Raw genomic sequence first — 23,049 nt, 5'->3', positions numbered from 1 at the left:
CGGTCAACCTTCGCGGATGGTCATGCGGGTGATCGTGCCACCGTCCACCTCGAAGGTGAACGCGCTGGTTCCGTTGGCGTGGTCGGAACGCCAGTCTCCGACGACCTGGATCCCGTCGGGGGTGCCCACCACCGACTCCACGGTCAGTACGCCCTGGGATCCGATGAACTCCTGGTCGCTCCAGGTCCTGATCTCCTCGCGCCCGTTGAACTCCCGCCCCCAGTCGTCCACCACGGCGTCGTCGGCGAACAGGTCCAGGGCCCCCTGGTCCTGGGTGTTGACCCGGTCGAAGAACGTGCCCACCGGTTCGGGGATGCTCGTGCTCATGATCGTGGGTTCCTCCCTGTCGTGGCTTCTCGGGAAGGCTTCCCGTTTCCGGTGCGGTCCGGTGTCAAGGGAGGGCAAAGAACGAATTGACGGGGCCCGCCGTGGAAGGTTCCACGGCGGGCCCCGATGGTTCGTGGGACGGGCTCAGGTCTCGTCGTCGGGTTCGAAACGGCCCTGGATGACGCGACCACCCCGGGTCGGGCGGTCGGCGCTCGGGCCGGCCCCTCCCGAGGCTCCCGCAGTTGGCCCCGCCGACGGGCCGCCCGGGGTGAACCCCGGGCCGAAGGGACCACTCTGACCGGGGACGCCGACCCCTCGGGCGGTGAACTCCTCCGCCACCCGTTCCTGCATCTTCGCCATCCGACGGTTCGCCCACCCGGCGAACGCCCAGCGCAGCGCGGGTCGGGTGATCGGGGTGACCATCAGCACGCCCGCCGCCGCGGTGAGGAAGCCCGGGATGACCAGCAGGATTCCACCGGCCATGAGCATGAGGGGATCGAGCAGGCCCTTGCGCGGCTGCTCGCCGGTGCGCATGGCCTCGTCGGCCTGTTGCACGACCTCGCGGAAGGCGCGGCCGGTGTGGCGCAGCACGGCCATGCCCAGGATCATCAGCGAGACCAGCGCGGCCAGGGTCCACGGAACCCCGATCCAACCGCCGACGACGATCATCAGCCAGACTTCGACGAACGGCAGTGCCATCAACGCCAGCACCATCAGCAGCGGCATCGCGAAACCATCCTCAGGGTCGTGGTCCGGGATCGTTCGTCTCCCTGTCCAGAAGAACGTCCCCTCGGGGTGAATGGTTCCCCGGATCGGGTGTCCTCATCTTCGAGGAGGCGTTCAGGGACGGGCACGACGGGCGATCACCGCTGCGGCGATGACGGCGCCCAGGCCCAGGGCTGAGATGAGCGCCTCGGGGACGGCACCGACACGGGTGGCGACGGTGGGCCCGTCCATGGCGGTGAGCTCGGCGACGTGGAAGTCGGGTTCGGCCTCCGGTGAGCGGTAGTCCACGGTGCCGTCCGGCGCGACCACGGCGCTGATGCCGCTGGTGGAGACGACCACCGCGTTTCGGCCGTGTTCGACGGCGCGCAATTGGGTGATGGCCAACTGCTGGTCGGACTGGCCGGTGAAGTTGTAGTTGGCGTTGTTGGTGGGGATCACGATGATCTGGCCACCGGCGGCCACGGACTCGCGTACGGGCGGATCGAAGGCCACGTCGAAGCAGATCCCCACGGCCAGGGTCGTGCCACCGATGTCCAGGGCGCCGGGCTCGGTGCCGGGGACGGCGTCGGAGCTCACCTGCTCCAGCCGGGCGACGAACCGCGTGAAGAAATCACGGTAGGGGACGTACTCGCCGAACGGGACGAGGTAGCGCTTGTCGTAGTGCTCGCCCGGCCCGGTCTCCTCGTCCCACACCACGCTCTGCACGTAGCGGGTGCCGTCGTCGTTGAAGCGGCTCATGCCCCACAGCAGGGGGGCATCGACGTCGGCGGCGGCCGCGTCGATGATCTCGTCGGCCTCCTGGTCGCGGAAGGGGTCGATGTCGCTGGCGTTCTCCGGCAGCACGACCAGGTCGGGTTCGGGGTACTCCCCGGCTCGGACGGCCTCGGCTAGTTCGTGGACGCCGTCGGCGTGGTTGCGCAGCACCTGCATGCGCTCACCCAGGATGGACATCTCACCGACGTTGGGCACGTTGCCCTGGACCATGCCGACGGTGACGGTGTCGGCGGGGGCGGGGCGGCTGATCGCGGGGGCCACCAGACCACCCAGGACGATCGCCGCGCTCGTGGCCAGACCCACGGCGGGCAGCAGGACACGGGCGCGGCCGCGGGCCGCCACGGCGCGCAGGACGGTCCACACCAGCATGGCGCCGGTGAGGGCCACGGCGAAGGTCACCAGGGACGAGGATCCCAGGGCCGCGTAGCCGACGAAGGGGGTGTCGGGCTGGGCGAAGGCGAGTTTGCCCCAGGGGAAGCCTCCGAGGGGCCAGCGTGCCCGTACCGCCTCTTGGGCCACCCACAGGGCGGCGGTCCACAGCGGCCAGTAGGGCAGACGGGTGACGACGGCCAGTCCCATGGCCATGGGGAGGAAGTAGACGGTCTCGGCGGCGGCGATGGCGAGCCACACGTCGACGCCGAAGATGTCCTGCCAGCTCACCAGTGGGACCATGAGGGTGGCGCCGGCCAGGAGGCCCAGCCAGGCGGCGCGACGGGGTCGCGTGCCACCGACGGCGAGCAGGAGCAGGGCGGCGCTGAGCGGTCCGAGCCACCACAACCCGTAGGGCGGAAGCGCCAGGAGTTGGGCCAGACCGGAACCCACCGCGACCAGGGCCCGCCAGAACGGGTCGAGGCGACCCCACCGGTACCCCGGGGACAGGGGGGACCATGTGGTCGCCTCCGTCCTCGTCTCCGGAGCCGTGGCGTCCGCTGAGGATCTCTCGGGGGTCGGGGCGGTACCCGACCCCGTGTGCTCGGCAACCACGTGGGGTGCTCGCTTTCCGCTGGCCGTTGAGGGTCTGCGGTCAGCATATTGGGGGGACGCGGAAAAGGCCCGAGCCACCCTTCGGACCGGCTCCGTCCCGTCGGCGGCGAGCTCGGAAGACCGTTGTCTACTGGATGTTCGGGCCTTTTCCGGGTCCAACCCCCCGCCCGGTCGCGGTACACCGCCCCTCACCCGATCCCAACCGCACCTGGCGCGTGGTGCAGCGTCCAATCGGACGAGTGGGGGCCGCACAACCGGTCCGTCCAGTGCTGGACTGGTCGTTAGGTTACCCAGAGTCCCCGACCTGTTGTCTCAATCTGGAGACCGTGTCGTGGTCGCCGTTTCGAGTGACGGGAGGGGGAATCAGTGATGAACCGTCGGACAGGCTAACGCACCTGGGGCCGACACGCCAGCCGGTCACCGATGGTTTGCACATGACCGCAATCAGATCGAAATAACACTTCCTATGGACATTCCGATCAGGATCCTGTCTGATGTGATCAGCGAAACGACCTGATTCGATCAATTTCGAACATCAGGTCGGCGCGGGGATCACCGGCCACGTGATCCCCTCACCATTGGATATGCCACACCGAGCAGGAGAGTGCCATGGCGGAGATCGTCCTCGAAGGCATCGACAAGATCTACGGCGGCGACGTCAAGGCCGTCGACGACCTGAACCTTCGGATCGAGGACGGCGAGTTCATGGTGCTCGTCGGCCCCTCCGGCTGCGGTAAGTCCACGGCGCTGCGCATGATCGCCGGCCTGGAGGAGATCTCCGCCGGCACCCTGGTCATCGGTGACGAGATCGTCAACGACCGTCCGCCGAAGGACCGCGACATCGCGATGGTCTTCCAGAACTACGCGCTCTACCCGCACATGACCGTCGAGCAGAACCTCGCCTTCGGTCTGAAGCTGCGCAAGGTCGCCAAGTCCGAGATCGCCCGCCGCGTCGGCGACGCCGCCGAGATGCTCGGTCTGGAGCCCTACCTCAAGCGCAAGCCGGGCGCCCTCTCCGGTGGTCAGCGCCAGCGTGTGGCCATGGGTCGCGCCATCGTGCGCGAGCCGCGCGCCTTCCTCATGGACGAGCCGCTGTCCAACCTGGACGCGAAGCTGCGCGTGCAGATGCGCGCCTCCCTCAACCAGCTCCACGAGCGTCTCGGCGTCACCACCGTGTACGTCACCCACGACCAGGTCGAGGCGATGACCCTCGGCGACCGGGTCGCGGTGCTGCGCGACGGCCGACTCCAGCAGGTCGACACGCCCAAGCGCCTGTTCGACTCCCCCGTCAACCTGTTCGTGGCCGGCTTCATCGGTTCCCCCTCGATGAACTTCGTCAACGCCGAGTTCAAGCGCGACGGCGACCGCGCCGTGCTGGCCTTCGCCGACCACGAGCTGCCCGTCCCCGACTCGATCCTGGACGCGCGACCGGGCCTGAAGGACTACCTGGGCCGGTCGCTGATCCTGGGCATCCGCCCCTCCGACTTCTCCGACGCCGAGTTCGACGGCAACGACGCCCCGCGTCTGGAGGTCACCGCCAACGTCACGGAGGAGCTGGGCACCGAGATCAACGTGATCTTCGGGGTCGACGCCCCTCCGGTGCGCCACGAGGACGCCACCGCCCTGGCCAAGGACGCCGCCGGCGACGACGAGGAGAGCGCCGAGGCCGCCCTGCCCCTGAATGACAACCGTACGCAGTTCACCGCCCGTGTGAGCCCGCGCAGCAACGTCAGGCCGGGCGTCACCATCAGCCTGTCGGTCGACGTCAGCCAGCTGCACTTCTTCGACGAGGTCAGTGGTCTGGCCATCGGGCACCCCGACAACGTCTGAGACCGCCGGTACCGGTGAGCGGCACGCCCACCGGCATCCAAGACACGAGTCGTGGCCGGCGCCCCGATCCCCCGGGGCGCCGGCCACACCCGTTCCGGCTTCTAGTTCAGCAGCCGGATCGCCAGGGTGAGCGCGGTGGCGAACAGGACCCACGCCAGGTAGGGGACGAGCAACCACATCGCCACCCGGCTGTGTCGCCGGGCCGCCCAGGTCGTCAGGGCCACCGCCACCGCGAGCATCGAGATGTCGACCAGCGCCAGGTCGATCAGTCCGAACCCGAAGAACAGCGGGGTCCAGGCGGCGTTCAACAGCAGTTGGACCGCGAACAGGGTGAGGAAGAGCGCCGAGCCGTCGGCGCCGGCCGCCCGCCACACCAGCCAGCCCGCGACGGCGATCACGACGTAGAGCGCGGTCCAGACCGGACCGAACAACCATGAGGGCGGGGCCCAGGCCGGCAGCTCCAGACCGGCGTAGACGGCACCGGATCCGGTGGCCGCGGTGCTTCCGACCAGCGCGGTGGCCAGCACGGCGGCGGCGAAACAGAGGGCTCCCACCACACTTCCGACAGTGGTGGGTTCCGACGTGGTCCTGCGCTCCATGGGTTCCTTCCCGAAGCGGGGGGCGGACTTCCTCGATCGTTCTCCAGTGGACTTCTCCAGAGTCCTACCCACTCGACCGCTCCTCGGAGGGGTGGTTCGAGCAGGCCCCGACGACAAACCTTCCTCTTGGGTGACAATCCGACCACCCGGGGGTCAGGTATCTGGTGCTTGACCGTCGTGTCGGCCCGCTTGAAACATGTGATGGTGCGTAACCGAACCCCCGGAGCCGCCCTCGCCCCCGATCCGGCGTCGGTCGTGGACACCCTGCATGGTCGTCCCGTCCCCGACCCCTATCGGTGGTTGGAGTCCGCGGACAGCCCGGAAACACTCCGTTGGTTGGAGGAGCGCGCCCGCGAGTACGAGCGCGAGGCCGTGGGCTGGCCCCTGCGCGAACGCCTGGCCGACCGGATCCGAGAGCTGGTCGCCACCGACCTGTGGAGCGTTCCGACGCACCGCCCCGGGGCGGTGTTCGCCACGCTGCGTCCGTCCGGAGGCGAGCACCCGAGGTTGGTGGTCCTGCCCGACCCCTCCGACCAGACCTCCGACCCTTCCGCCCCCGTCACCCCGCGCACCGTCTACGACCCCTGCGCGGAGGACCCGACCGGGCGCACCACCCTGGACGCCTGGGAGCCCGGTCCCGACGGCACGTTGGTCGCCCTGCAGACCTCCACCGGCGGGGTGGAGCACGGCCGGCTGCGCGTGGTCCGGGTGGCCGACGGCACCCCCGTGGGTCCGGTCGTGCCCCGCGTGCGCTACTCGCACGTGGCGTGGCTACCGGCGGACGAGCGCTCCTTCTTCTACGTCCGCCGCGACGGTGCCCAGGGCGTGCGCGGGGTGTGGCTGCGCCGGGTGAGCGACGGCACGGAGACCCTGGTGCACGCCTGCACCGGGCCGGGAACCGTCCCGGGGGTGAAGGTGCTGGACGGGCGTTGGCTGCTGGTGACCGAGAGCCACGGGACCGGGCATCGCACCGACCTGTGGTTGGCCGACCTGACCGCCGGGTCCCCGCGCCGACCCGACCTGCGCCCCCTCCAGGTGGGGCACGAGGCCGAGACCGAGGTGCGCGCGGGCCCCGACGGGCTGCTGTACCTGCGCACCACCCTGGGCGCTCCCAGGCGCCGTGTCTGCGTGGTCGACCCGGAGCGCCCCCTACCCGAGCACTGGCACGAGGTGGTCGCCGAGGACCCCGGTGCGACCCTGGACGCGTTCTGTCCCCAGCCGGGCGTCGACGGCGCGGACCCGGCCGTGCTGGTGGTACGCACCCGGTTGGGGATCAGCGAGGTCACCGCGCACGACGCGGTCTCCGGGGCGCTGCGGTATCGGGTGGAGCCGCCCGGGGAGGGCATGGTGTCCACCCCCGTTCCCTCCCCCGACGGCTCGGTGTACCTGGGCTACGCGGACGTGTCCACCCAGCAGCGGGTGCTGCGGTTGGCGCCGGGCGAACGCGTGCCCGTCCCCTGGCCGCCCGGCACCGGTCGGGCGGCGCCCTCCCCGAGAGTGGAGCGCACCGTGGTGTGGTGCCGATCCCAGGACGGCACCCGGGTTCCGGTCACCGTCTTCGACGCCTCCGACGGCTCCGGGCGGCGTCCGCTGCTGCTGCACGCCTACGGGGGGTTCGGCCGTCCCCGCCAGTTCGGGTTCGGCGCCACCGTGTTGGCCTGGCTGCTCAGCGGTGGCCGCTACGCGGTGGCCCACGTGCGCGGCGGCGGTGACGCCGGACGAAGCTGGCACCTGGACGGGTCGGGCCGTAACAAACCACGGGCGGTCCAGGACCTGGTGGCCGCCGCCGACCACCTGGTCGAGACCCGGTGGTGCGCCCGGGACCAGTTGTGCCTGTCGGGCGGATCCGCCGGAGGGCTGCTCGTGCTCGCCGCGACCACCGCCAGACCCGACCTGTGCGCGGCGGTGATCGCCTCGGCCCCGCTCGCCGACATGGCCCGCTTCGAACGCATGGGGCTGGGCCGGATGTGGACGCGCGAGTTCGGCAGCGCGACCGACCCCGAAGACTTCGCCGCCCTCATGTCCTACTCCCCCTACCACCGGGCCCTGGAGAGCGCGCGCCGCACCCCGGGGCTGGGCCACCCCGCCGTGCTGCTCACCGGGTTCGCCGGGGACACCCGGACCGACGCCGCCCACCCGCGCAAGATGTGCGCGGCGCTACTCGCCACGGGTCGGTACGAACAAGGGCGTCCACCCGCCCTGCTGCGATACGAGCGCGACGTGGGACACGGTCCACGCTCGGTCGGCAGGGCCATAGCGCTGGCCGCGGACGCCCACGCGTTCGCGGCGCACCGGACGGGGCTGACCGGCTGCTGAGAGGCACCGGGACGGCCCTGGTCAAGAGGAATCGAACACTTCCACAGAAAGCGAGGTGCGGTATGGACCCCATCGAGGTCGAGGTCGAGGACCTGGCGGAGGTGACCTCCCGCGACATCACCGCGGGCGGCGACAATGACGGTACCGACTCCAGCTCCGACTTCATCTGATCAGGTCCGCCCGGCCCGGCCTACTCTTCCAGCCGGGCCGGGCGGGTCCCCCGCTCGCCCTTGGTGTCCGCGCGCCCAGAATCGTCTCCCCTCCCGTCGAAAGGACCGCCGTGACCGAGCCCGGCCGCCTGTTCAGCCAAGCCCTGTGCGACGTCGTGGGCCGCGACGCCCTGACCACCCGCCTGTCCGAGGAGTTCGTCTTCGCCGACCTGGGCGAGGACGCCGTACGTTCGCTGTTCACCCTGGAGGACCTCAACCACGTGCTGGCCGCGTGCGCGCCCGAGCCGCCGCGGTTGCGGCTGCACCGGGAGGGCTCCCCGGTTCCGTTGGACCGCTACACCGAGACCGGCACCGCCTCACGCGAGGCCCGCCGGATCGTGCGCCCGGAGGCGTTGTACAAGGAGCTGCGGGGCGGTTCCAGCCTGGTTCTGGACGGAGTGGACCGAATGCATCCGGCGGTGGGCGCGGCCGCCGACGACCTGATGCGGCTGGTACGCGAACGCGCGCAGGCCAACCTGTACCTGATCTGGGGCGACTCGCGCGGGTTCGACACCCACTGGGACGACCACGACACGATGATCGTGCAGCTGGCGGGCTCCAAGCACTGGCAGGTGCACGGCCCGGGCACCCGGCCGTTCCCGATGAAGAACGACACCGACCACACCCACACCCCGCCGCGCGACGCCGAGGGGCTACCGCACCAGGTGTGGGAGGGCGTACTGCGACCGGGGCAGGTGCTCCACGTCCCGCGCGGGTGGTGGCACACGGTGACCGGCAACGGTGAGATGAGCATGCATCTGACCTTCGGGTTCACCCGGGCGACCGGGATCGACTGGGCGGAGGCGTTGGTGCGCCGGCTCTTCGAGGAGGAGCCGTTCCGGCGCGACCTGCCGCGCTTCGCCGACCCGGAAACGCGCCGAAAGCACCGGCACGAGCTGACGGCCCGGCTGACGGAGCTGGCGGAGGAGGCGGACCTGGACGCCTTCCTGGCCGAACGGGACGCGCGCTTCCCACGCAGGACGTCGTTCTCGCTGCCCTGGCCGGTGGAGGACGTGGTGCCCGGCCCGAAGGCACGGGTGGGGTTCGTGCCGATCCTGCCACCGCCGATGGAACGTGAGGGTGACAAGGTCGCCCTCACTGTCGCGGGCAAGCGGTACCGGCTGCCGGCGGTCACCGAACCGGTGCTGGAGACGCTCGCCGAACACCGTGAGCTGACCGTGGCGGAGCTGGCCGCGGCGGCGGGTGTGGAGGTGGGTTCGTGTGGCCGGGTGGTGGCCGCGTTGGTCCGCCACCACCTGGTTCTGGTGCGTTGAGGGCGGCCGGGGTGTGGCATCCGCGTGCGGGTGCCGCACCCCGGCCCTGTCAGGCTCCGCCGGTGGTGCCGCGGGCGCGCACGTAGAACTCGATGCCGTCGAGTACCCGTCGGATTCCGAAGTCCAGTTCGTGGGTGGGCTCCCCCGCCCTTTCGGTGGCCTGGGCCGTGGGCTGTGGCTCCAGCACCTGTTCATGGAGCATGAGGGCGATGGTGGGGAACTCCTCCTCGGTGACCACCCTGCGCAGGCCCCGGCTGTAGTCGCGTTCGACCTCGGTCAGGGTGTTGCCCGTGGTTCGCGCGGCATCGGCCATTTCGGTCTCCAGCCGCACGTTCTCGCGCAGTGCCGCCGAGAGCAGCATGAGCATCTGGACCGCCTCCCCCACGTCCAGGCCCGAGCCCACCAGTTCGCGTAGCCCCGCCTCCATCCAGCGCAGACCGTTGGGGCCGCCGGGTGGTCCGGAGAAGGCGACCCGCACCACCCAGGAGCGGTGACGGTAGAGCTCCAGGACGCTGTGGCACCACTCCTCCAGTCCGGCACGCCAGTCACCGTCGGCGCGGGGCTCGGGGGGATCCCCTTCCATCGCGGTGTCGAGCATCAGGACGAGCAGGTCCTCCTTGCTGTCCACGTGCCGGTACAGCGACATCGTCGTGTAACCCAATTCCTTGGACACGCGCTGCATGGAGACGGCCTCGATGCCCTCGGCGTCGGCGACGTCGAGGGCCGCGCGGATCACGACCTCTCGGCTGAGCCTGGGTTTGGGGCCGCGCCTTCGAGGTGGGGAGTCCAGCCCCCAGAGCAGTTCCACGTCCCGCGCCATCCGGCTTTTGGGCGCGTCCTCTGTCGTCATGGGCCACCAGTCGTCGGGTTCGTCGTTGACACCATCCTAGAACTGTGTATTGAATACACTTATCAGTATGCGGCATACACAGTTCAGGGAGCGCACGCCATGAGCCCAAAACCCCTTGGCGTTCCCCGTCACCATGCTCTCGACCGGATTCTCGCCCGCGGACCCCGCGAGCACCCGAACATCCCAAGGAGACCCGACGATGGCACCCACCCCATCGACCCGCACGACCACACCGCCATCCCGGCGACGCCCGCCCGCGTCACCCGCTCCGTGGTGGCGCCGGCCCTGGATCCTGCCGTTGGCCCTGTTCAGCGTCACGTTCCTGCTCTACTCCGTTCCGCCCTACCTGAGCCTGGACCCGGCCGACTCACGACTTCCCTTACCGGAGAGCCCCTCCTGGTACTTCCCGATGCTCCTCACCCACATCTTCGGCGGAACGCTGCTGACGCTGCTGGTGATCCTCCAGGTGTGGCCATGGCTGCGCACCCGTCATCCGGCCGTGCACCGCTGGAGCGGGCGGGTGTACGTCTGGTCGGGGGTCCCCCTGGTCGGGATTCCGGCGCTGCTCATCGCGCCGTTCAGCGGCACCGGCGGAAGCGCCCAGATCGGCAACACCGTGTGGGCGGTGTTGTGGCTGACCTTCACACTCCTGGGCTATGTCATGGCTCGACGACGGCGTTTCGCCGAACACCGCGAGTGGATGCTGCGCAGCTTCGCCCTCATCTACGGCATCGCGTTCAACCGCGTGCTCCTCATCGTCTTGATGATGATCATGTCGCCGCGTCTGGAAACGGTCTATGGCGGGGACCTCGACGCCTTGGGGCTGGACGTGGGCACGGCGTCGGGCTTCCTATCGTGGGTCCTGCCGCTGCTCTTCGTGGAGTGGTGGCTCAAGTACCGCCGCCGTCCTCGGCGCGAGCGCGGCCCGACACCGCGAGCCGATCTCGTCCGCCCCGGCGGCCGGAACCACCCACCCGGCCCCTGAACTGGGAACTCTGGTCCCACCTTTGGGCAAACTCGGGTCGCCGAGGATTGCTACCGCGACTTTCGTTAGGGTAGCCTCACTTCATAGGCGCAGATGTACCCGGCCCCGGTGGTAGCTGCGACCACGGCTTCCCCCGGACGAGACTTCGGCTTTCATCTTGCGACGAAGGGCAGGTTCCGCGGTGACCCAAGATCCGCTCAACGCGATCCGCGCCGTCAGTACACGGCTCAAGTTCGCGCCGCTGCCCGAGATCGTCGACTTCGAGACCCTCCAGCGGCGGCCGTTCGACGGCACCCAGTGCCACAGCGTCACGTCGATGGCCGCCGAGGGTTGGCTGCCCGTGCTGTTCGACAAGTTGCGTACCGAACACGGGCCCGGACACCGGCTGCCCGCCGCCACCAACTTCCTCCGGGTCACCCTGCGCGAGCCCCTCTTCCTGGTGGCGTCCTCGCTGTACCTGACCGGTCGCGCGCCCCTGCTCGACCCGGACACGCTACGTCTGCCGTGGGACACCGCCGAGGCCCGCTTTCGCACCCCGATCGTGGTCGACACCCACATGGTGGTCCTGCCCGACGACCCTGCCGCCGACCACCCCACCACCGTGGTCGCCCGCGACGAGGACGAACAGCTGCGGCTGACCGCCGAGGCGCTGTTCGCCACCCTCGAACCGCTCATCGACGCCCTGCAGGAGCACTCCCGGGCGGGCAAACGCACCCTGTGGGGCTGGGTCATGGACACCCTGCACTTCTACATGCTCAACCCGGCGCGCTACCTGGGACGGGACGCCGAACAGGCCTGGGACCTGGCCACCCGGCTGGGCGACGCGGTGATCGAGGCCGGCGCCATCACCCGCAAGCGGCCCCGCCTGTTCCCCTTCGCCCCGGGTCACCCCCGCGGCACCTGGGCGGTACGAGGCACCTGCTGCTTCGACTACAAGGGCGACCCCGAACACGGCTACTGCACGACGTGTCCGCTCAAGTGCGACAGCGAACGGAAGGAGGACCTGTCGGAGTGGCTGCGCGACCCCGCGCTGGCGCCCTGATCGGACCTTCGTGACCGCGGCCCGTCCCCGCCCTTCGGGGGGACGGGCGCTTCACGTTCCCGGCTCAAAGGAACGGGGCGGCCTCCACCGGGCCGACACCGTCCGGGGCGGGGGCCGTCGAATCGTCGGCCGCCGCGCTGAAGAGCAGCACCGACGCGCATCCGCCCAGGAGCAGGAGCAACAGGAGCAGCACGCCACAGCCGATTCCCAGGATCCTGCCCCAAGGTGTCGGCCGGACCGGTGGCGGCCCGGTCCCGGGGACGTAACCACCGGCGTTGCCGTAGTCGACCGGGCCACTGGGGTAATCGCCATAGCCGGGGGCGTAGCCGGCCTGTTCGGGTCCGGCCCACTCGGGGCCGCTGGGCCCCTGGGACAACTCCCCCGGCTCGCCGGACCCTTCGGTACCGGACCCCGGTGGTGTCCGGCGCGGCGGCTCCCCCGGTGGCCCATCACCGTCCCCCATCGGGTCTCCCGGCCGCCATTCCTCCGGCGGACGGTGGTTCACCGGATCCCGCTCCGGCCCCTGTCCCGGCCCGTCCCCGGGCTCCCGCTCACTCACTGAGAACACCCCTTCGTCCAACGAAGGTCGGCCCACCCATCGACGGTGGGCGCCCCGAATCCGCAGATTAACCGGGCGCGGGCGCGGGACGGGGAGGTTCGCGGGGTGTTTCCGGTAAAGGTCCGGGTGTCTCACCCACGGCCGGTCGCCCGCGCACGGATCGCGAGGACGAACACGGGGAGCGTGAACAGGGCGGCGAACAGGTTGAGCCCACCGAAACCGGCCACCGACAACACCACCCCGGACAGGGCGCCGGCGCCCGCCCCGCCCAGGTTCATCACCAGGTCGCTGAAGCCCTGCGCCGGGGGACGGATCTCCGCCGAGAGCGACTCGGCCAACAACGCGCTGCCCGCCACCAGCGATCCAGACCAGCCCAACCCCAACAGCACCAGGCCGATGGTCACCTGAACCTCGTCGTGCCCGGCCGTACCCGAGATCACGGCGGACACCAACAGCACCCCCTGCCCCACCAACATCACCGGGACCCGACCGAACCGGTCGGAGAGCCAGCCCACGACCGGTGAGAGCGCGTACATGCCGGCGATGTGCAGGGAGATCGTGAGTCCCACGACGGTGAGCGCGGACCCGTGATGGCTCATGTGGACCGGGGTCATCGTCATGACGCCGACCATCACGGCGTGCCCGGCCACGATCCCCACCACGGCCAACAGCGCCGAGGGGCTGCGACCGATCGCCCGCACCCCCGCGACCATGGTCGGGGAGGGGGACTTCGCACCGTTGACCGCGTGGTCGGCGGTGGCCATCCGCAGCGGGTCGGGGCGCAGCAACACCGCGATGAGCGCGGCGCCGCCCAGGAAACCCATCGTGGTGAGCAGCACCGGGCCCAGGAGTTCGCTCAACCCCAGCGCCCGGGCCAGGCCTCCGGTCGGCCCGATGAGATTGGGGCCCACCACCGCGCCCACGGTGGTCGCCCACACCACGACCGACAGATCACGGCCGCGCGTACGTTCGGTGGCCAGATCCGCGGCGGCGTGCCGGGACTGCAGGTTGGTGGCCGTACCCGCACCGACCAACATCATCCCCGCCAGGAACAGCGGGAACACGCTCCACACCGTGGCACCGATGACCACGAACCCGCCCAGGGCACCCAGCAGCCAACCCAGCGTCAACCCCGGGCGACGCCCTCGCCGCGCGGCGGTACCCGCCAACGGCAACGCGAACACGGCCGCGCCCAGGGTGATCATGGTCGTCGCCATCCCCGACCAGGTATCCGAACCGCTCAGGTCCAAGGCGATGAGCGCACCCACCGCGAGCATGGCACCCATGCCGATGCCACCGACGACCTGTGCCGCCATGAGGACCAGGACCGTACGCCGCTGGATCCGGGCGCGCTCCGACGCCCCCCGAGTGGTTTCCATGGACACGTGGCAAACTCCCCGATTCATCCCGTTAATGGACGAATCGTAGCCCTCATCGCACCGGGTGGGCGCGGCCGTAGCGCCAGCGGAGGAAATCGTGCTCGCGTTCGACGTAGCGCATCTCCGCGTACAGGCGGTCGGGCTCCTCGGCGTCGATCACCACACCGCCCTCCGGGATGACCGGCCAACACGCGAACGCCCAGAAGCGGCGGGTGTAGACGCCCCAAACGACGACCCACGCACCCTGCTTCTGCCACTCGATGTGTTCGGCGACCAGGCGCCGATCCTCGTCCCGCTCATCCATGCCGCCACAGGGCATACCCGAGACCGGGACACACCGATCCGGCCGGAATCGGCCATCCCGAGGGGGTTGCCATCACCCGGTCACGGGACACCCGTGTCGAGCACGGGCGTTGGGAGGTCAGCGACCGGCGACCTGGTCGCTACCGGGGACCGGCTCGGCCGGGTCGTTGCCCAGCGCGACGATCTTGTTGTCGCCGTCCACGTGCACGATGTGCTGGACGTGCTCGGCGCGCTCCTTCTCGTCGACCTGGGCGTAGCCGATGATGATGACGAGGTCGCCCGGGTTCACCAGGTGGGCGGCCGCGCCGTTGATCCCGATCACGCCGCTGCCGCGCTCGCCCACCAGGGCGTAGGTGACCAGGCGGTTTCCGTTGTCGATGTCGACGATGTGCACCTGCTCGCCGTCGACGATGTCGGCGGCCTCCATCAGGTCGGCGTCGATGGTGATCGAACCCACGTAGTGCAGGTCGGCCTGGGTGACCGTGGCCCGGTGGATCTTGCCGTTCATGAGGGTGCGCAGCACAGCTCAAGCCTCGTTTCAGGGTTTCTCGCGAAAACTACAGGCCCCTCGCGGGGTCCCGTGCCCTCCCATGATGACGCCCCCGTGCACCGCTTCGTCCACCGGGGCACCACTACGAGCACCAACATCCGGTTCGTGAACGATGTTCCACTTCTTGGGCCGGGCGTGGCCGGGCTCCCCGTCGGGAACCCGGCCATGGCGGTCATCACGTGTCGTGGCCCCTCGATCAGTTGAGCGAGGAGTAGGCCACCACACCGCGCCGCACCAGGTCGGTGGCCTTGCGCGCGTTGGAGCGCAACCCGGGGTCACCGGAGGCGGCGGAGATCTGCCCGAGCATGTCCACCAGCATCTTGGCGGTGCGCACGAAGTCGCCCGCCGTCATGTCGGACCCGCGCAGGATGGCGTCGAGCCGGTCCCCGCGAGCCCACCGATGGGCGGTCCACACGAAACCCAGGTCGGGTCGACGCAGGAACGACACCCGGTGCCGGGACTCCACCTCGTTGAGGTCACCCCACAGCCGCACCATCTCGTCCAGGGTCTCCTCCACCCGCCCCTCGGGCAGACGCGGGTAGGGGTCGTCGTTGCGGCGCGCCTCATAGACCAGGGCGGCGGCACAGGCGGCCAACTCCTCCGGGTCGAGGTCGTCCCACAACCCGCGGCGCAGGCACTCGGCCACCAGCAGGTCCAGATCGGAGTAGATCTTGGCCAGCCGCCCCCCGTCGTCGGAGATCTCGTCGCCCGACAGGTAGTCCAGGTCCTCCAGTACCCCGCACACCCGGTCGAAGGTGCGGGAGATGACGTGCGATCGCCCCTCCACACGCCGGCGCAGCGCCTCGGCGTCCTTCTCGGTGCGCATGTGGCGTTCGGCCCACCGGGCGTGGTCCTCGCGTTCCGCGCACCCGTGGCAGGGGTGTTCTCGCAATTGCGCGCGCAACCGCTTGACCTCGGCGTCCTCCCGATCACCCCGGCTGCCGCCACGCTCATAGGTGGGCTCGGTGCCCTGCTCCTTGAGCTTGTTGCGCAGCGTGGAGGCCAGGTCCTGGCGCGAACGCGGAGACCGCGCGGAGAACGACTTGGGGATACGCATGCGCCCGGAGGCCTTGACCGGAATCGGGAAGTCACTGGAGTTGATCCGCTTGACCTGCTTGTCCACGGTCAGCACCAGGGGCGCCGGAAGGTCGTGCCTCAGGCCGGGGTCCAGCACCACGGCGTGCCCGGAGTAGCGCCCCGAGGGGATACGGATGATGTCACCGGGCCGGAGCATCTCCAGGCTCTCCAGGGCCTCCTCACGGCGGCGCGAGGACCGGTTCTTGGCCAACATGGACTCACGGTCGCTCAACGCCCGACGCAGCGAGGCGTACTCCATGAAGTCGCCCAGGTGGCACTCGGCGGCCTTGGCGTACCCCTCCAAGGCCTCCTCGTGCTTGCGCAGCTTCTTGACCAGACCCACCACGGCACGATCGGCCTGGAACTGGGCGAAGGAGGCCTCCAGCATGTTGCGGCTGCGTTGGCGACCCACCTGCCCGACCAGGTTCACCGCCATGTTGTAGGAGGGCTGGAAGCTCGAATTGAGCGGGTAGGTGCGCGTGCCCGCCAACCCCGCGACGGTCTCGGGGTCGGTCCCGGCCTGCCAGACCACGACCGCGTGCCCCTCCACGTCGATGCCACGACGCCCGGCCCGCCCGGTGAGCTGCGTGTACTCACCCGGGGTGAGCATCGCGTGCGTCTCACCGTTCCACTTGTCGAGCTTTTCGATGACCACGCTGCGCGCGGGCATGTTGATGCCCAAAGCCAGGGTCTCGGTGGCGAACACCGCGCGGATCAGACCCTGGGAGAACAGGTGCTCCACGACCTCCTTGAAGGTGGGCAGCATGCCCGCGTGGTGGGCGGCCACACCCGATTCCAGGGCGCGCAGCCAGCCCTCGAAGCCGAGCACGGTCAGGTCGGCGCGCGGGATGTCGGCGCAGCGCGACTCGGCGTACTCGCGGATGTGGTCGGCCTCCTCGGGCGTGGTCAGGACCAACCCCGAGGCCACACACTGCCGGACGGCGTCGTCGCACCCCGCCCGGCTGAAGACGAAGTCGATGGCCGGCAACAGCCCCTGGGCGTCCAACTCCTCGATGATCATGGGTCTGCTGGGCGGCGCGAACCGGGTGCGCGGGCGGATGTTGCCCCGGGCCCGCGACTGCGGGTGGCGGCGACGGTCGGCCAGTTGGGTGGTGCGCGCGTCGTCCTCCGCGGCCCGGGTCAGGAACGGGTTGATGTGCAGGGTCTGCCCGCCCACCTTGATCTCGCGGGGCCGCTCGTGCTGGGAGCGTCGGCGTTCGCGCTTGCGCTTGGAACGTCCGCCACCGCCCCGCTCGTCCTCATCGGATCCGGTGGACTCCACCTCGGTGTCGACGAACAGGTCGTGCAGACGCTTGCCGACCATCATGTGCTGCCACAGCGGCACGGGACGCTTCTCGTCGACGATGACGGTGGTGTCGCCGCGCACCTGCTGGAGCCACTCGCCGAACTCCTCGGCGTTGCTGACCGTGGCGGACAGTGCGACCATGCGCACCGACTCGGGCAGGTGGATGATCACCTCCTCCCAGACCGCGCCGCGGAAGCGGTCGGCGAGGTAGTGCACCTCGTCCATGACCACGTACGCGAGCCCGCCCAGGGTGGATGAGGACTCATACAGCATGTTGCGCAGCACCTCGGTGGTCATCACCACCACCGGTGCCTCACCGTTGACGCTGTTGTCCCCGGTCAGCAACCCGACCTGCTCGTTGCCGTAGCGCTTGACCAGGTCGTTGTACTTCTGGTTGGACAGGGCCTTGATGGGGGTGGTGTAGAAGCACTTGGTGCCCTCCGCGAGGGCGCGGTGCACGGCGTACTCTCCGACCACCGTCTTGCCCGAACCGGTGGGAGCGGCGACCAGCACCCCATGGCCGTTCTCCAGCGCCTTACAGGCCTTGATCTGGAAGGGGTCGAACTCGAAGCCGTAGAGAGCCTGGAAGGCCTCGATGGCGGCGCTGGACGCGCCCTGCCGCCGACGGAAGGCGGCGTACCGCTCAGCGTGACTACTCATAGACCTCTCAGCCTATGAGGTCGGGTCCAACATCTCGACCGCTTTCGGCACCACTTCGCACTTCAGTGTCGGCGCGCCCATGCGTTCACCGTCGGCGTAGGCCGCCCCGGCGTCACCACGGATGGTGACGCTCGCCCCGCGTTCGAGGCGCACCTCGTCCAGCTCCATGTGGCTTCCGTTGAACACCCGGGGGAACTGTCGGATGAAACGGCCCTTGGACCCCTCGCGCATGAGGACCACGTCGAGTAGTCCATCGTCGGGTTCGGCCCCCGCGCACACCTTCAGGCCACCACCGTAGGAGTCGGTGTTGCCGACCGCGACGAGCATCCCGGGTTCGGCGATGGTGCGACCGTCGATGTCGATCTCGAAGTCGATGGGACGGAAGGTGCGCAGCTCGGCGACGATACCGATCAGGTAGCCGAGGCGGCCCACCCCGAACCGGAAGTTGTTCACCCGCTCGTTGACCCGGGCGTCGAAACCACAGGCCAGGACGCTCAGGTAGTAGCGCCGGGTCCCATCCGCCAGGGTCAGGCGGACCACGTCGCTGGGACGGGTGCGTCCGGCCAGGATCGCCTGGGCCATCCCGCGTGCGGTGGCGCGGCCGGTACCGAAGGCGCGGGCGATGTCGTTGCCGGTGCCCGCGGGGACCACCGCCAGTGGCACACCACTGCCCACCACCCCCTGCAGGGCCTGGTGGACCAGACCGTCACCGCCCACCGCCACCAACGCGTCGGGGCGATCGGAGACGGCCAACCGGGCCAGACGCCTGCTGTCGGCGGCCGAGCGGCCCGTGTAGACGTGCACGCGGGCGCCGGACGCGCGCAGGGCCTCCTTGAGCCGCACCGCGAGAACGGCGGAGCGACGACGACCGGAGGCCGGGTTGACCAGAAGTGCGATGTGAGGGGACATGACCGGGTCCTTAACTACCCACGGTGCGGGGATTCGAGGGCGTGCGGGTCGGTGAGGTTCCCGCACACCCTCAACGCCCGGGCCTGCGGGCCGGTTCAGGCGTCCTCGGTCGTGGACCCCTGGGCGGCTTCCTCACGTTGGCGGCGATGGTACTCCTCCAGCGCCTTGGGGGTCAGCAGCGGGGAGGGCACCCAGGTGGCCTCCGCCTGACCCTGCCCGCGCTGGATCTCGACCTCCTCCTCGGAGAGGTACTCCTCGGGGATGTCGAACTCGCCATCGCGGGCCCCCAGTACGAAGGCCTCCCACTCGGCGGGGGTGAAGAACAAGGTGCCCTTCTGTGGCGACTTCCCGTCACGGACGGCGCGGAACCCGTCGTCGAACTCGGCGACCTCCACGATCGCCTCGGAGTCCGGGTTCGACAGGGAGGAGCGCAACCACACCGCGTCGGTGGTGTCGTGCCACTTCTCGTTCCCCATGGCCTCGGGTGGGAGATCCCGCTTGGCCTCGGTCTGCTCGCTCATCAACACTTCCCGGCTTCCCGCGTCCGATTCGGTGTGCAGGGACGACGAGGAAGTCGTCCCGCCCCGAACCCTAGCGTGTGGGAGACCCTCCCACACCCGCTTCGCGACGACCGCTCAGTCGCCCTTGCCCGAACCCTTGCCCGAGTCGGAGTCCTCGAGTTCGTCCAGGTCGGAGGGCTGATCGTCCAGATCGGAGATCTCGTCGTCGCCCAACTCCGAGGTGGGGTCCCGGCGCTTGCGACGACGATCGTTGAAGAAGCAGAACAACTCGGCGATCTCGAACAGGACCACCAGCGGAACGGCCAGCGCCAGCATGGAGATGGGCTCGGCCGGCGTGACGACCGCGGCGACCAGGAACGAGCTGAAGATGATGACCCGACGCCACTTGGCGATGGCCTCGTGGGACAGTATGCCGACGATGTTGAGCAGCACCACCAGCAACGGCATGACGAAGCCGAGGCCGAACATGCCCATCATGATGAGCATGTAGTCGAGGTACTCACCGATGGTCAGGTAGGGGTCGGCGTCCTCGGGCAGGAACCCGAAGAGCATCTGCAGGGCCAGCGCGGTGATCATGTAGGCCAGGGCGGCGCCGGCGACGAACAGCGCGCCGGCCAACGGGGCGAAGATGTAGGCGTACTTCTTCTCGCTGCCGTGCAGGGCGGGGGCCACGAACGCCCACAGCTGGTAGAGCCACAGTGGGGCCGTGGCCAGCGCGCCGACGAACAGCCAGATCTTGAAGGCCACGAAGAAGGCGTCGAAGGGGCCGGTCACGATGAGGGAACAGCCGCCGCCCTCGACCACCTGTGAGGCGGGCAGGGAACAGTACGGCTTGGTGAGGAAGTCCCAGATCTGGTCATAGAAGACGAAGCCGAGCACCGCGCCCAGACACAGGATGAGCAGTACCTTGGCCAACCTGTTGCGTAGTTCGCGCAGGTGGTCCATGAGCGGCATCCGGGCCTCCGGGTTGACCGCTCTGCTTCGGGACCTCATCGTGGGGTCACTCTCTTCTCATCCGGGTCCGCGCACCGCGGACTCCCCTGATACAGACGCGGGGCGCGGTGCCCCAAGGGCACCGCGCCGACCGGTTCGGGCCGTGGCCGCGCGCGACCCCGAACAGGTGGAACCGGCGACTCTACTGGTTGTAGGTCTGGTTGCTGGGTTCGCCGGACTCGTTGACGATGCGCTGGCCGGGAGGAAGCTGCGGGTAGCCCTGCTGCTGGTTCTGCTGCGGGGCGGCGTCGGCACGAGAGGTCTGGGCCTGGCCCTGGCCCTGCTGTGCCTGTCGACCGTCCTGACCGTCGGCCTGTTCCTGTTCCTCGTTGTTCTCCTCGTCGGCCAGGCCCTTGCTCTCGGCCTTGAGGATGCGGGCACTACGTCCCAGGGAACGGGCCAGGTCCGGGAGCTTCTTGGCTCCGAACAGCAAGATGGCAAGGATCACCAGGATGGCGATGGTAGGTCCGTTGAACGGTCCCATGGTTCTACCTCTCTGTGGGGCGCGACCAAGCGCCTTCGATGGTACGCGCGTCCGAGCCTTCGGTCATCATCGCCGTGACCCCTCACGTCGGACACGCTCACGCAGGTCAGCGCTGCTCGCCTGGTACCCGCCCGCCGCCCGTGTCACCTTTTCGGACAGCACGACGGCCTCGCGTCGGACCTTCACCAGAAGGGATCCGACGACGAGCACACCGACCAGAACCAGGCCGAAAAGGACAGCGAGGGCGATCACGAACTCACCATATCCTTTTCCGGAAGACCTACACCTCGACCCCCTGTGAACGGGTGGGCGTCACTCCGAGGACGAATCGATCTCGACCAGGTCGGGGGAGGTTTGCCCTGCCTGGTAAAGATTCAAGGCCCGTTCGGCCTCCGCGCGCACTTCTCGCGCCAGACCCTCGGGAGCCACCACGCGCCCCCGTGACCCCAACGACAACACCAGTCGCGCCACCCACGCCAGCGCCGGGGTCCGCAGCGTGGCGCGCACCCCGCCGTCGGCCAATTCGGTGACCGACTCGCACGCGTAGTCCTCGGTGACCCAACGCGCCGACGAGTCCAGGTCCAACACGACCAGGGCGTCGCGTTCGGAACGCTGGAGCACGCCCTTGGACAGGTCACGGCGGCCCACACCCTCGGGCACCTCGGCCGCGTAGGGCAGCACGGTCAGTTCCAGCACCCGGTCCAGCCGGAACAGGCGCACGTCCTCACGCAGGTGGCAGTAGCCCTCCAGGAACGGCTTGCCGTCCTGGACCACCAGGCCCATCGGATCCACGTCGCGTTCGGTGACCTGGTCCAGGTATCCGGACAGGTAACGCAGGTGCAGGCGCTGGCCCGCCTCCAAGGCCTGGGAACAGCGCCGGTGGGTCTGCGCCACCTGCTCGTCCATCTCCACCCGCACCTGGACGGCGTCGGCGAGCGCGCCCACGGCGCTGCCGGCCGCCCCGCGCAGCTTCTCCCCCACGCGCTTGAGCGCGCCGTCCTCCACGCCCTGGGCCTCGGGCAACTCCTCCAACAACGACAGGCCCACGACCAGGCTGGCGGCCTCGTCCGCGGTCAGGCGCAGCGGCTGGGCCAGGGTGTCGGCGTTGGCGATGATGATCTCCCCGGTCTCCTTGGCCGCCTCCAGGTCCACGTCGATGAGGTCGCCGGGGGTGTAGCCGGGCAGACCGCACATCCACAGCAGGCTCAGGTCCTGGACCACCTGCTTCTCGCTGAGACCGAAGTGGCGGGCCACCTCCGGCACACGCACGTCGCGGCCCAGCGCGTAGGGCACCAACATCAGCAACCGACGCAGTTGGTCCGCCGAGCGCGGGCCGCGGGCCGGGGCGTCCTCCTCCTCGGTCTCCCGCACGGGTTCGGCCTCGGCCCGGGCCCGGCGGATCACCCCGGACATGTGGGCGGCCAACGCCTCGCGGGCCTGCTCGGGCTCGACGACCTCGGCCCGGGCACCCTGTGCGGCCACCCGACCGACCAACGTGTCGGTGTCGGTGTAGGGCAGGGTGAGGGTGTCCCACACCGGCCCGGCGGCCTCCCGTTCACCGGGGACCACGCGCAGGGCACTGCGGCGCAGGGCGTGCGCGGAGTCGACGAGCACCCGCACGGTGGCGGTGTGGTCGGGGTCGGGCCGCTGTGAGGAGACCACCGAACGCAGGTCCACGCCCTCGGGCACCTCGACGTCGGGACCGGTGCGCACCACCGTCACCTGTCCCTGGATGCGTCCGAGTCGGAAGACCCGGCGAGCCTCGCGCAGCCGGTCGTGACCGACCACGTACCAGTGGCCGTCCTGGTTGACCACGCCCCACGGTTCGACCTCGCGACGCACCGCTTCGGTCTGGCCGGGCCTGCGGTAGGAGAAGACCACCGGCCGGCGGTCGCGGATCGCCTGCCAAACGGGCCCGAAGGCGGGTTCGTCGGTGCGCATGGTCGGGGTCAGCCCGGGCGCGGCCTCCGCGTCCACCGGCACCCCGGCCGAACGGAGCTTGAACAGGGCGTTGGCGGCGGCCTCGCCCAGGGAGGCGTGCCGCCAGGCACGGGCCGCCAGACCCAGCACCAGCGCCTCGTCCGGCCGTAGCTCGATCTCGGACAACTCATAGTCCGACCGCGAGATCCGATAGCCCTCCTCGCCACTGAAGGCGTCACCGGTGCCCACCTGGATCGGGATACCGCTATCGCGCAGTTCTCGCTTGTCGCGTTCGAACATGCGCTTGAACGCCGACTCGGTCTCGGCCTCCGCGTACCCCTGGACGGTCGCCCGGATCTCCTGGGCGGTCAGGTGGCGCCGGGTGGACAACAGGCAGATGACCAGGTTGAGCTGTCGTTCGGTCTTCCTGCGCGACATCGTCGCCACTCCTTCACCCTGGGATGATGCGCCG

Annotated in this window: 21 protein-coding genes; 5 read left to right on the top strand and 16 right to left on the bottom strand. The window is 69.8% G+C overall.

What is annotated here, in order from left to right; translation table 11 throughout:
• Positions 1 to 3 precede the first annotated feature (3 nt).
• From ACWGSK_RS01035 to lnt, 3 genes are all read right to left on the bottom strand, one after another.
• Positions 4 to 327 carry a nuclear transport factor 2 family protein gene (locus ACWGSK_RS01035; protein ID WP_358512329.1) on the bottom strand — a complete coding sequence of 108 codons (324 nt, stop codon included), beginning with the start codon at positions 325 to 327 and terminating at the stop codon, positions 4 to 6.
• A 144-nt stretch (positions 328 to 471) separates the two neighbouring features.
• Positions 472 to 1,053 carry an FxsA family protein gene (locus tag ACWGSK_RS01030; RefSeq protein WP_452454895.1) on the bottom strand — a complete coding sequence of 194 codons (582 nt, stop codon included), beginning with the start codon at positions 1,051 to 1,053 and terminating at the stop codon, positions 472 to 474.
• A 114-nt stretch (positions 1,054 to 1,167) separates the two neighbouring features.
• Complete coding sequence (gene lnt / locus ACWGSK_RS01025) at positions 1,168 to 2,811, bottom strand: apolipoprotein N-acyltransferase (protein WP_358512323.1); 1,644 nt, start codon at positions 2,809 to 2,811, stop codon at positions 1,168 to 1,170.
• Between the two features lie 609 nt (positions 2,812 to 3,420).
• Between lnt and ACWGSK_RS01020 the strand changes: the two genes are divergently transcribed.
• Positions 3,421 to 4,641 (top strand): ABC transporter ATP-binding protein, encoded by a 1,221-nt coding sequence (locus ACWGSK_RS01020; protein WP_358512321.1) that lies wholly within the window; start codon positions 3,421 to 3,423, stop codon positions 4,639 to 4,641.
• 101 nt (positions 4,642 to 4,742) lie between these two features.
• Here the strand turns inward: ACWGSK_RS01020 and ACWGSK_RS01015 are convergent, their stop codons facing one another.
• Complete coding sequence (locus ACWGSK_RS01015; RefSeq protein WP_358512318.1) at positions 4,743 to 5,240, bottom strand: TspO/MBR family protein; 498 nt, start codon at positions 5,238 to 5,240, stop codon at positions 4,743 to 4,745.
• A gap of 201 nt (positions 5,241 to 5,441) precedes the next feature.
• Here ACWGSK_RS01015 and ACWGSK_RS01010 point away from each other — a divergent pair, with 201 nt between their 5' ends.
• Both ACWGSK_RS01010 and ACWGSK_RS01005 read left to right on the top strand, forming a co-directional pair.
• Complete coding sequence (locus ACWGSK_RS01010; RefSeq protein WP_452454894.1) at positions 5,442 to 7,556, top strand: prolyl oligopeptidase family serine peptidase; 2,115 nt, start codon at positions 5,442 to 5,444, stop codon at positions 7,554 to 7,556.
• Between the two features lie 280 nt (positions 7,557 to 7,836).
• A complete protein-coding gene (locus ACWGSK_RS01005) occupies positions 7,837 to 9,039 on the top strand; it encodes a JmjC domain-containing protein (protein WP_452454893.1) in 1,203 nt (400 codons plus the stop codon).
• A gap of 49 nt (positions 9,040 to 9,088) precedes the next feature.
• Here ACWGSK_RS01005 and ACWGSK_RS01000 read toward each other — a convergent pair whose 3' ends face one another.
• On the bottom strand, positions 9,089 to 9,889 hold the full coding sequence (locus ACWGSK_RS01000) for a TetR/AcrR family transcriptional regulator (RefSeq protein WP_452454892.1): 801 nt from the start codon (positions 9,887 to 9,889) through the stop codon (positions 9,089 to 9,091).
• A 199-nt stretch (positions 9,890 to 10,088) separates the two neighbouring features.
• On the opposite strand from ACWGSK_RS01000, the gene ACWGSK_RS00995 reads away from it, so the two are divergent.
• On the top strand, positions 10,089 to 10,874 hold the full coding sequence (locus ACWGSK_RS00995; RefSeq protein ID WP_452454891.1) for a DUF2306 domain-containing protein: 786 nt from the start codon (positions 10,089 to 10,091) through the stop codon (positions 10,872 to 10,874).
• A 181-nt stretch (positions 10,875 to 11,055) separates the two neighbouring features.
• Positions 11,056 to 11,916: a (2Fe-2S)-binding protein gene (locus tag ACWGSK_RS00990; RefSeq protein ID WP_358512303.1), complete on the top strand. Its 861-nt coding sequence runs from the start codon at positions 11,056 to 11,058 to the stop codon at positions 11,914 to 11,916.
• 64 nt (positions 11,917 to 11,980) lie between these two features.
• On the opposite strand, the gene ACWGSK_RS00985 is transcribed toward ACWGSK_RS00990, so the two are convergent.
• The 11 genes from ACWGSK_RS00985 to ACWGSK_RS00935 all read right to left on the bottom strand — a co-directional run bounded on the left by ACWGSK_RS00985 (position 11,981) and on the right by ACWGSK_RS00935 (position 23,015).
• Entirely contained in the window at positions 11,981 to 12,475 is a 495-nt protein-coding gene (locus ACWGSK_RS00985; protein ID WP_452454890.1) for a hypothetical protein, read from the bottom strand.
• Between the two features lie 131 nt (positions 12,476 to 12,606).
• Positions 12,607 to 13,854: an MFS transporter gene (locus ACWGSK_RS00980; RefSeq protein ID WP_452455180.1), complete on the bottom strand. Its 1,248-nt coding sequence runs from the start codon at positions 13,852 to 13,854 to the stop codon at positions 12,607 to 12,609.
• 52 nt (positions 13,855 to 13,906) lie between these two features.
• Positions 13,907 to 14,158, bottom strand: coding sequence for a hypothetical protein (locus ACWGSK_RS00975; RefSeq protein WP_358511692.1), 252 nt, complete (start codon positions 14,156 to 14,158; stop codon positions 13,907 to 13,909).
• A 117-nt stretch (positions 14,159 to 14,275) separates the two neighbouring features.
• Positions 14,276 to 14,680, bottom strand: coding sequence for an aspartate 1-decarboxylase (gene panD / locus ACWGSK_RS00970; protein ID WP_452454889.1), 405 nt, complete (start codon positions 14,678 to 14,680; stop codon positions 14,276 to 14,278).
• Positions 14,681 to 14,903: 223 nt separating this feature from the next.
• Positions 14,904 to 17,750: a DEAD/DEAH box helicase gene (locus ACWGSK_RS00965; RefSeq protein WP_358511686.1), complete on the bottom strand. Its 2,847-nt coding sequence runs from the start codon at positions 17,748 to 17,750 to the stop codon at positions 14,904 to 14,906.
• Positions 17,751 to 17,762: 12 nt separating this feature from the next.
• The gene (locus tag ACWGSK_RS00960) at positions 17,763 to 18,659 is read right to left on the bottom strand and encodes a diacylglycerol/lipid kinase family protein (protein ID WP_358511683.1); all 897 of its coding nucleotides are present in this window, start codon (positions 18,657 to 18,659) and stop codon (positions 17,763 to 17,765) included.
• A gap of 95 nt (positions 18,660 to 18,754) precedes the next feature.
• The gene (locus ACWGSK_RS00955) at positions 18,755 to 19,180 is read right to left on the bottom strand and encodes a DUF397 domain-containing protein (RefSeq protein WP_358511680.1); all 426 of its coding nucleotides are present in this window, start codon (positions 19,178 to 19,180) and stop codon (positions 18,755 to 18,757) included.
• A gap of 114 nt (positions 19,181 to 19,294) precedes the next feature.
• The gene (gene tatC, locus ACWGSK_RS00950; protein ID WP_452455179.1) at positions 19,295 to 20,134 is read right to left on the bottom strand and encodes a twin-arginine translocase subunit TatC; all 840 of its coding nucleotides are present in this window, start codon (positions 20,132 to 20,134) and stop codon (positions 19,295 to 19,297) included.
• A 181-nt stretch (positions 20,135 to 20,315) separates the two neighbouring features.
• The gene (gene tatA / locus ACWGSK_RS00945; protein WP_358511678.1) at positions 20,316 to 20,657 is read right to left on the bottom strand and encodes a Sec-independent protein translocase subunit TatA; all 342 of its coding nucleotides are present in this window, start codon (positions 20,655 to 20,657) and stop codon (positions 20,316 to 20,318) included.
• Between the two features lie 66 nt (positions 20,658 to 20,723).
• Positions 20,724 to 20,909, bottom strand: coding sequence for a hypothetical protein (locus ACWGSK_RS00940; RefSeq protein WP_452454888.1), 186 nt, complete (start codon positions 20,907 to 20,909; stop codon positions 20,724 to 20,726).
• Between the two features lie 60 nt (positions 20,910 to 20,969).
• Positions 20,970 to 23,015: a helix-turn-helix transcriptional regulator gene (locus ACWGSK_RS00935; protein ID WP_452454887.1), complete on the bottom strand. Its 2,046-nt coding sequence runs from the start codon at positions 23,013 to 23,015 to the stop codon at positions 20,970 to 20,972.
• Between the last annotated feature and the right edge of the window lie 34 nt (positions 23,016 to 23,049).

The sequence above is a fragment of the Nocardiopsis sp. NPDC055551 genome (assembly GCF_053619415.1).
Note: the sequence above shows the minus strand (reverse complement) of the source record. Positions and strands in the feature narration are given on the sequence as shown.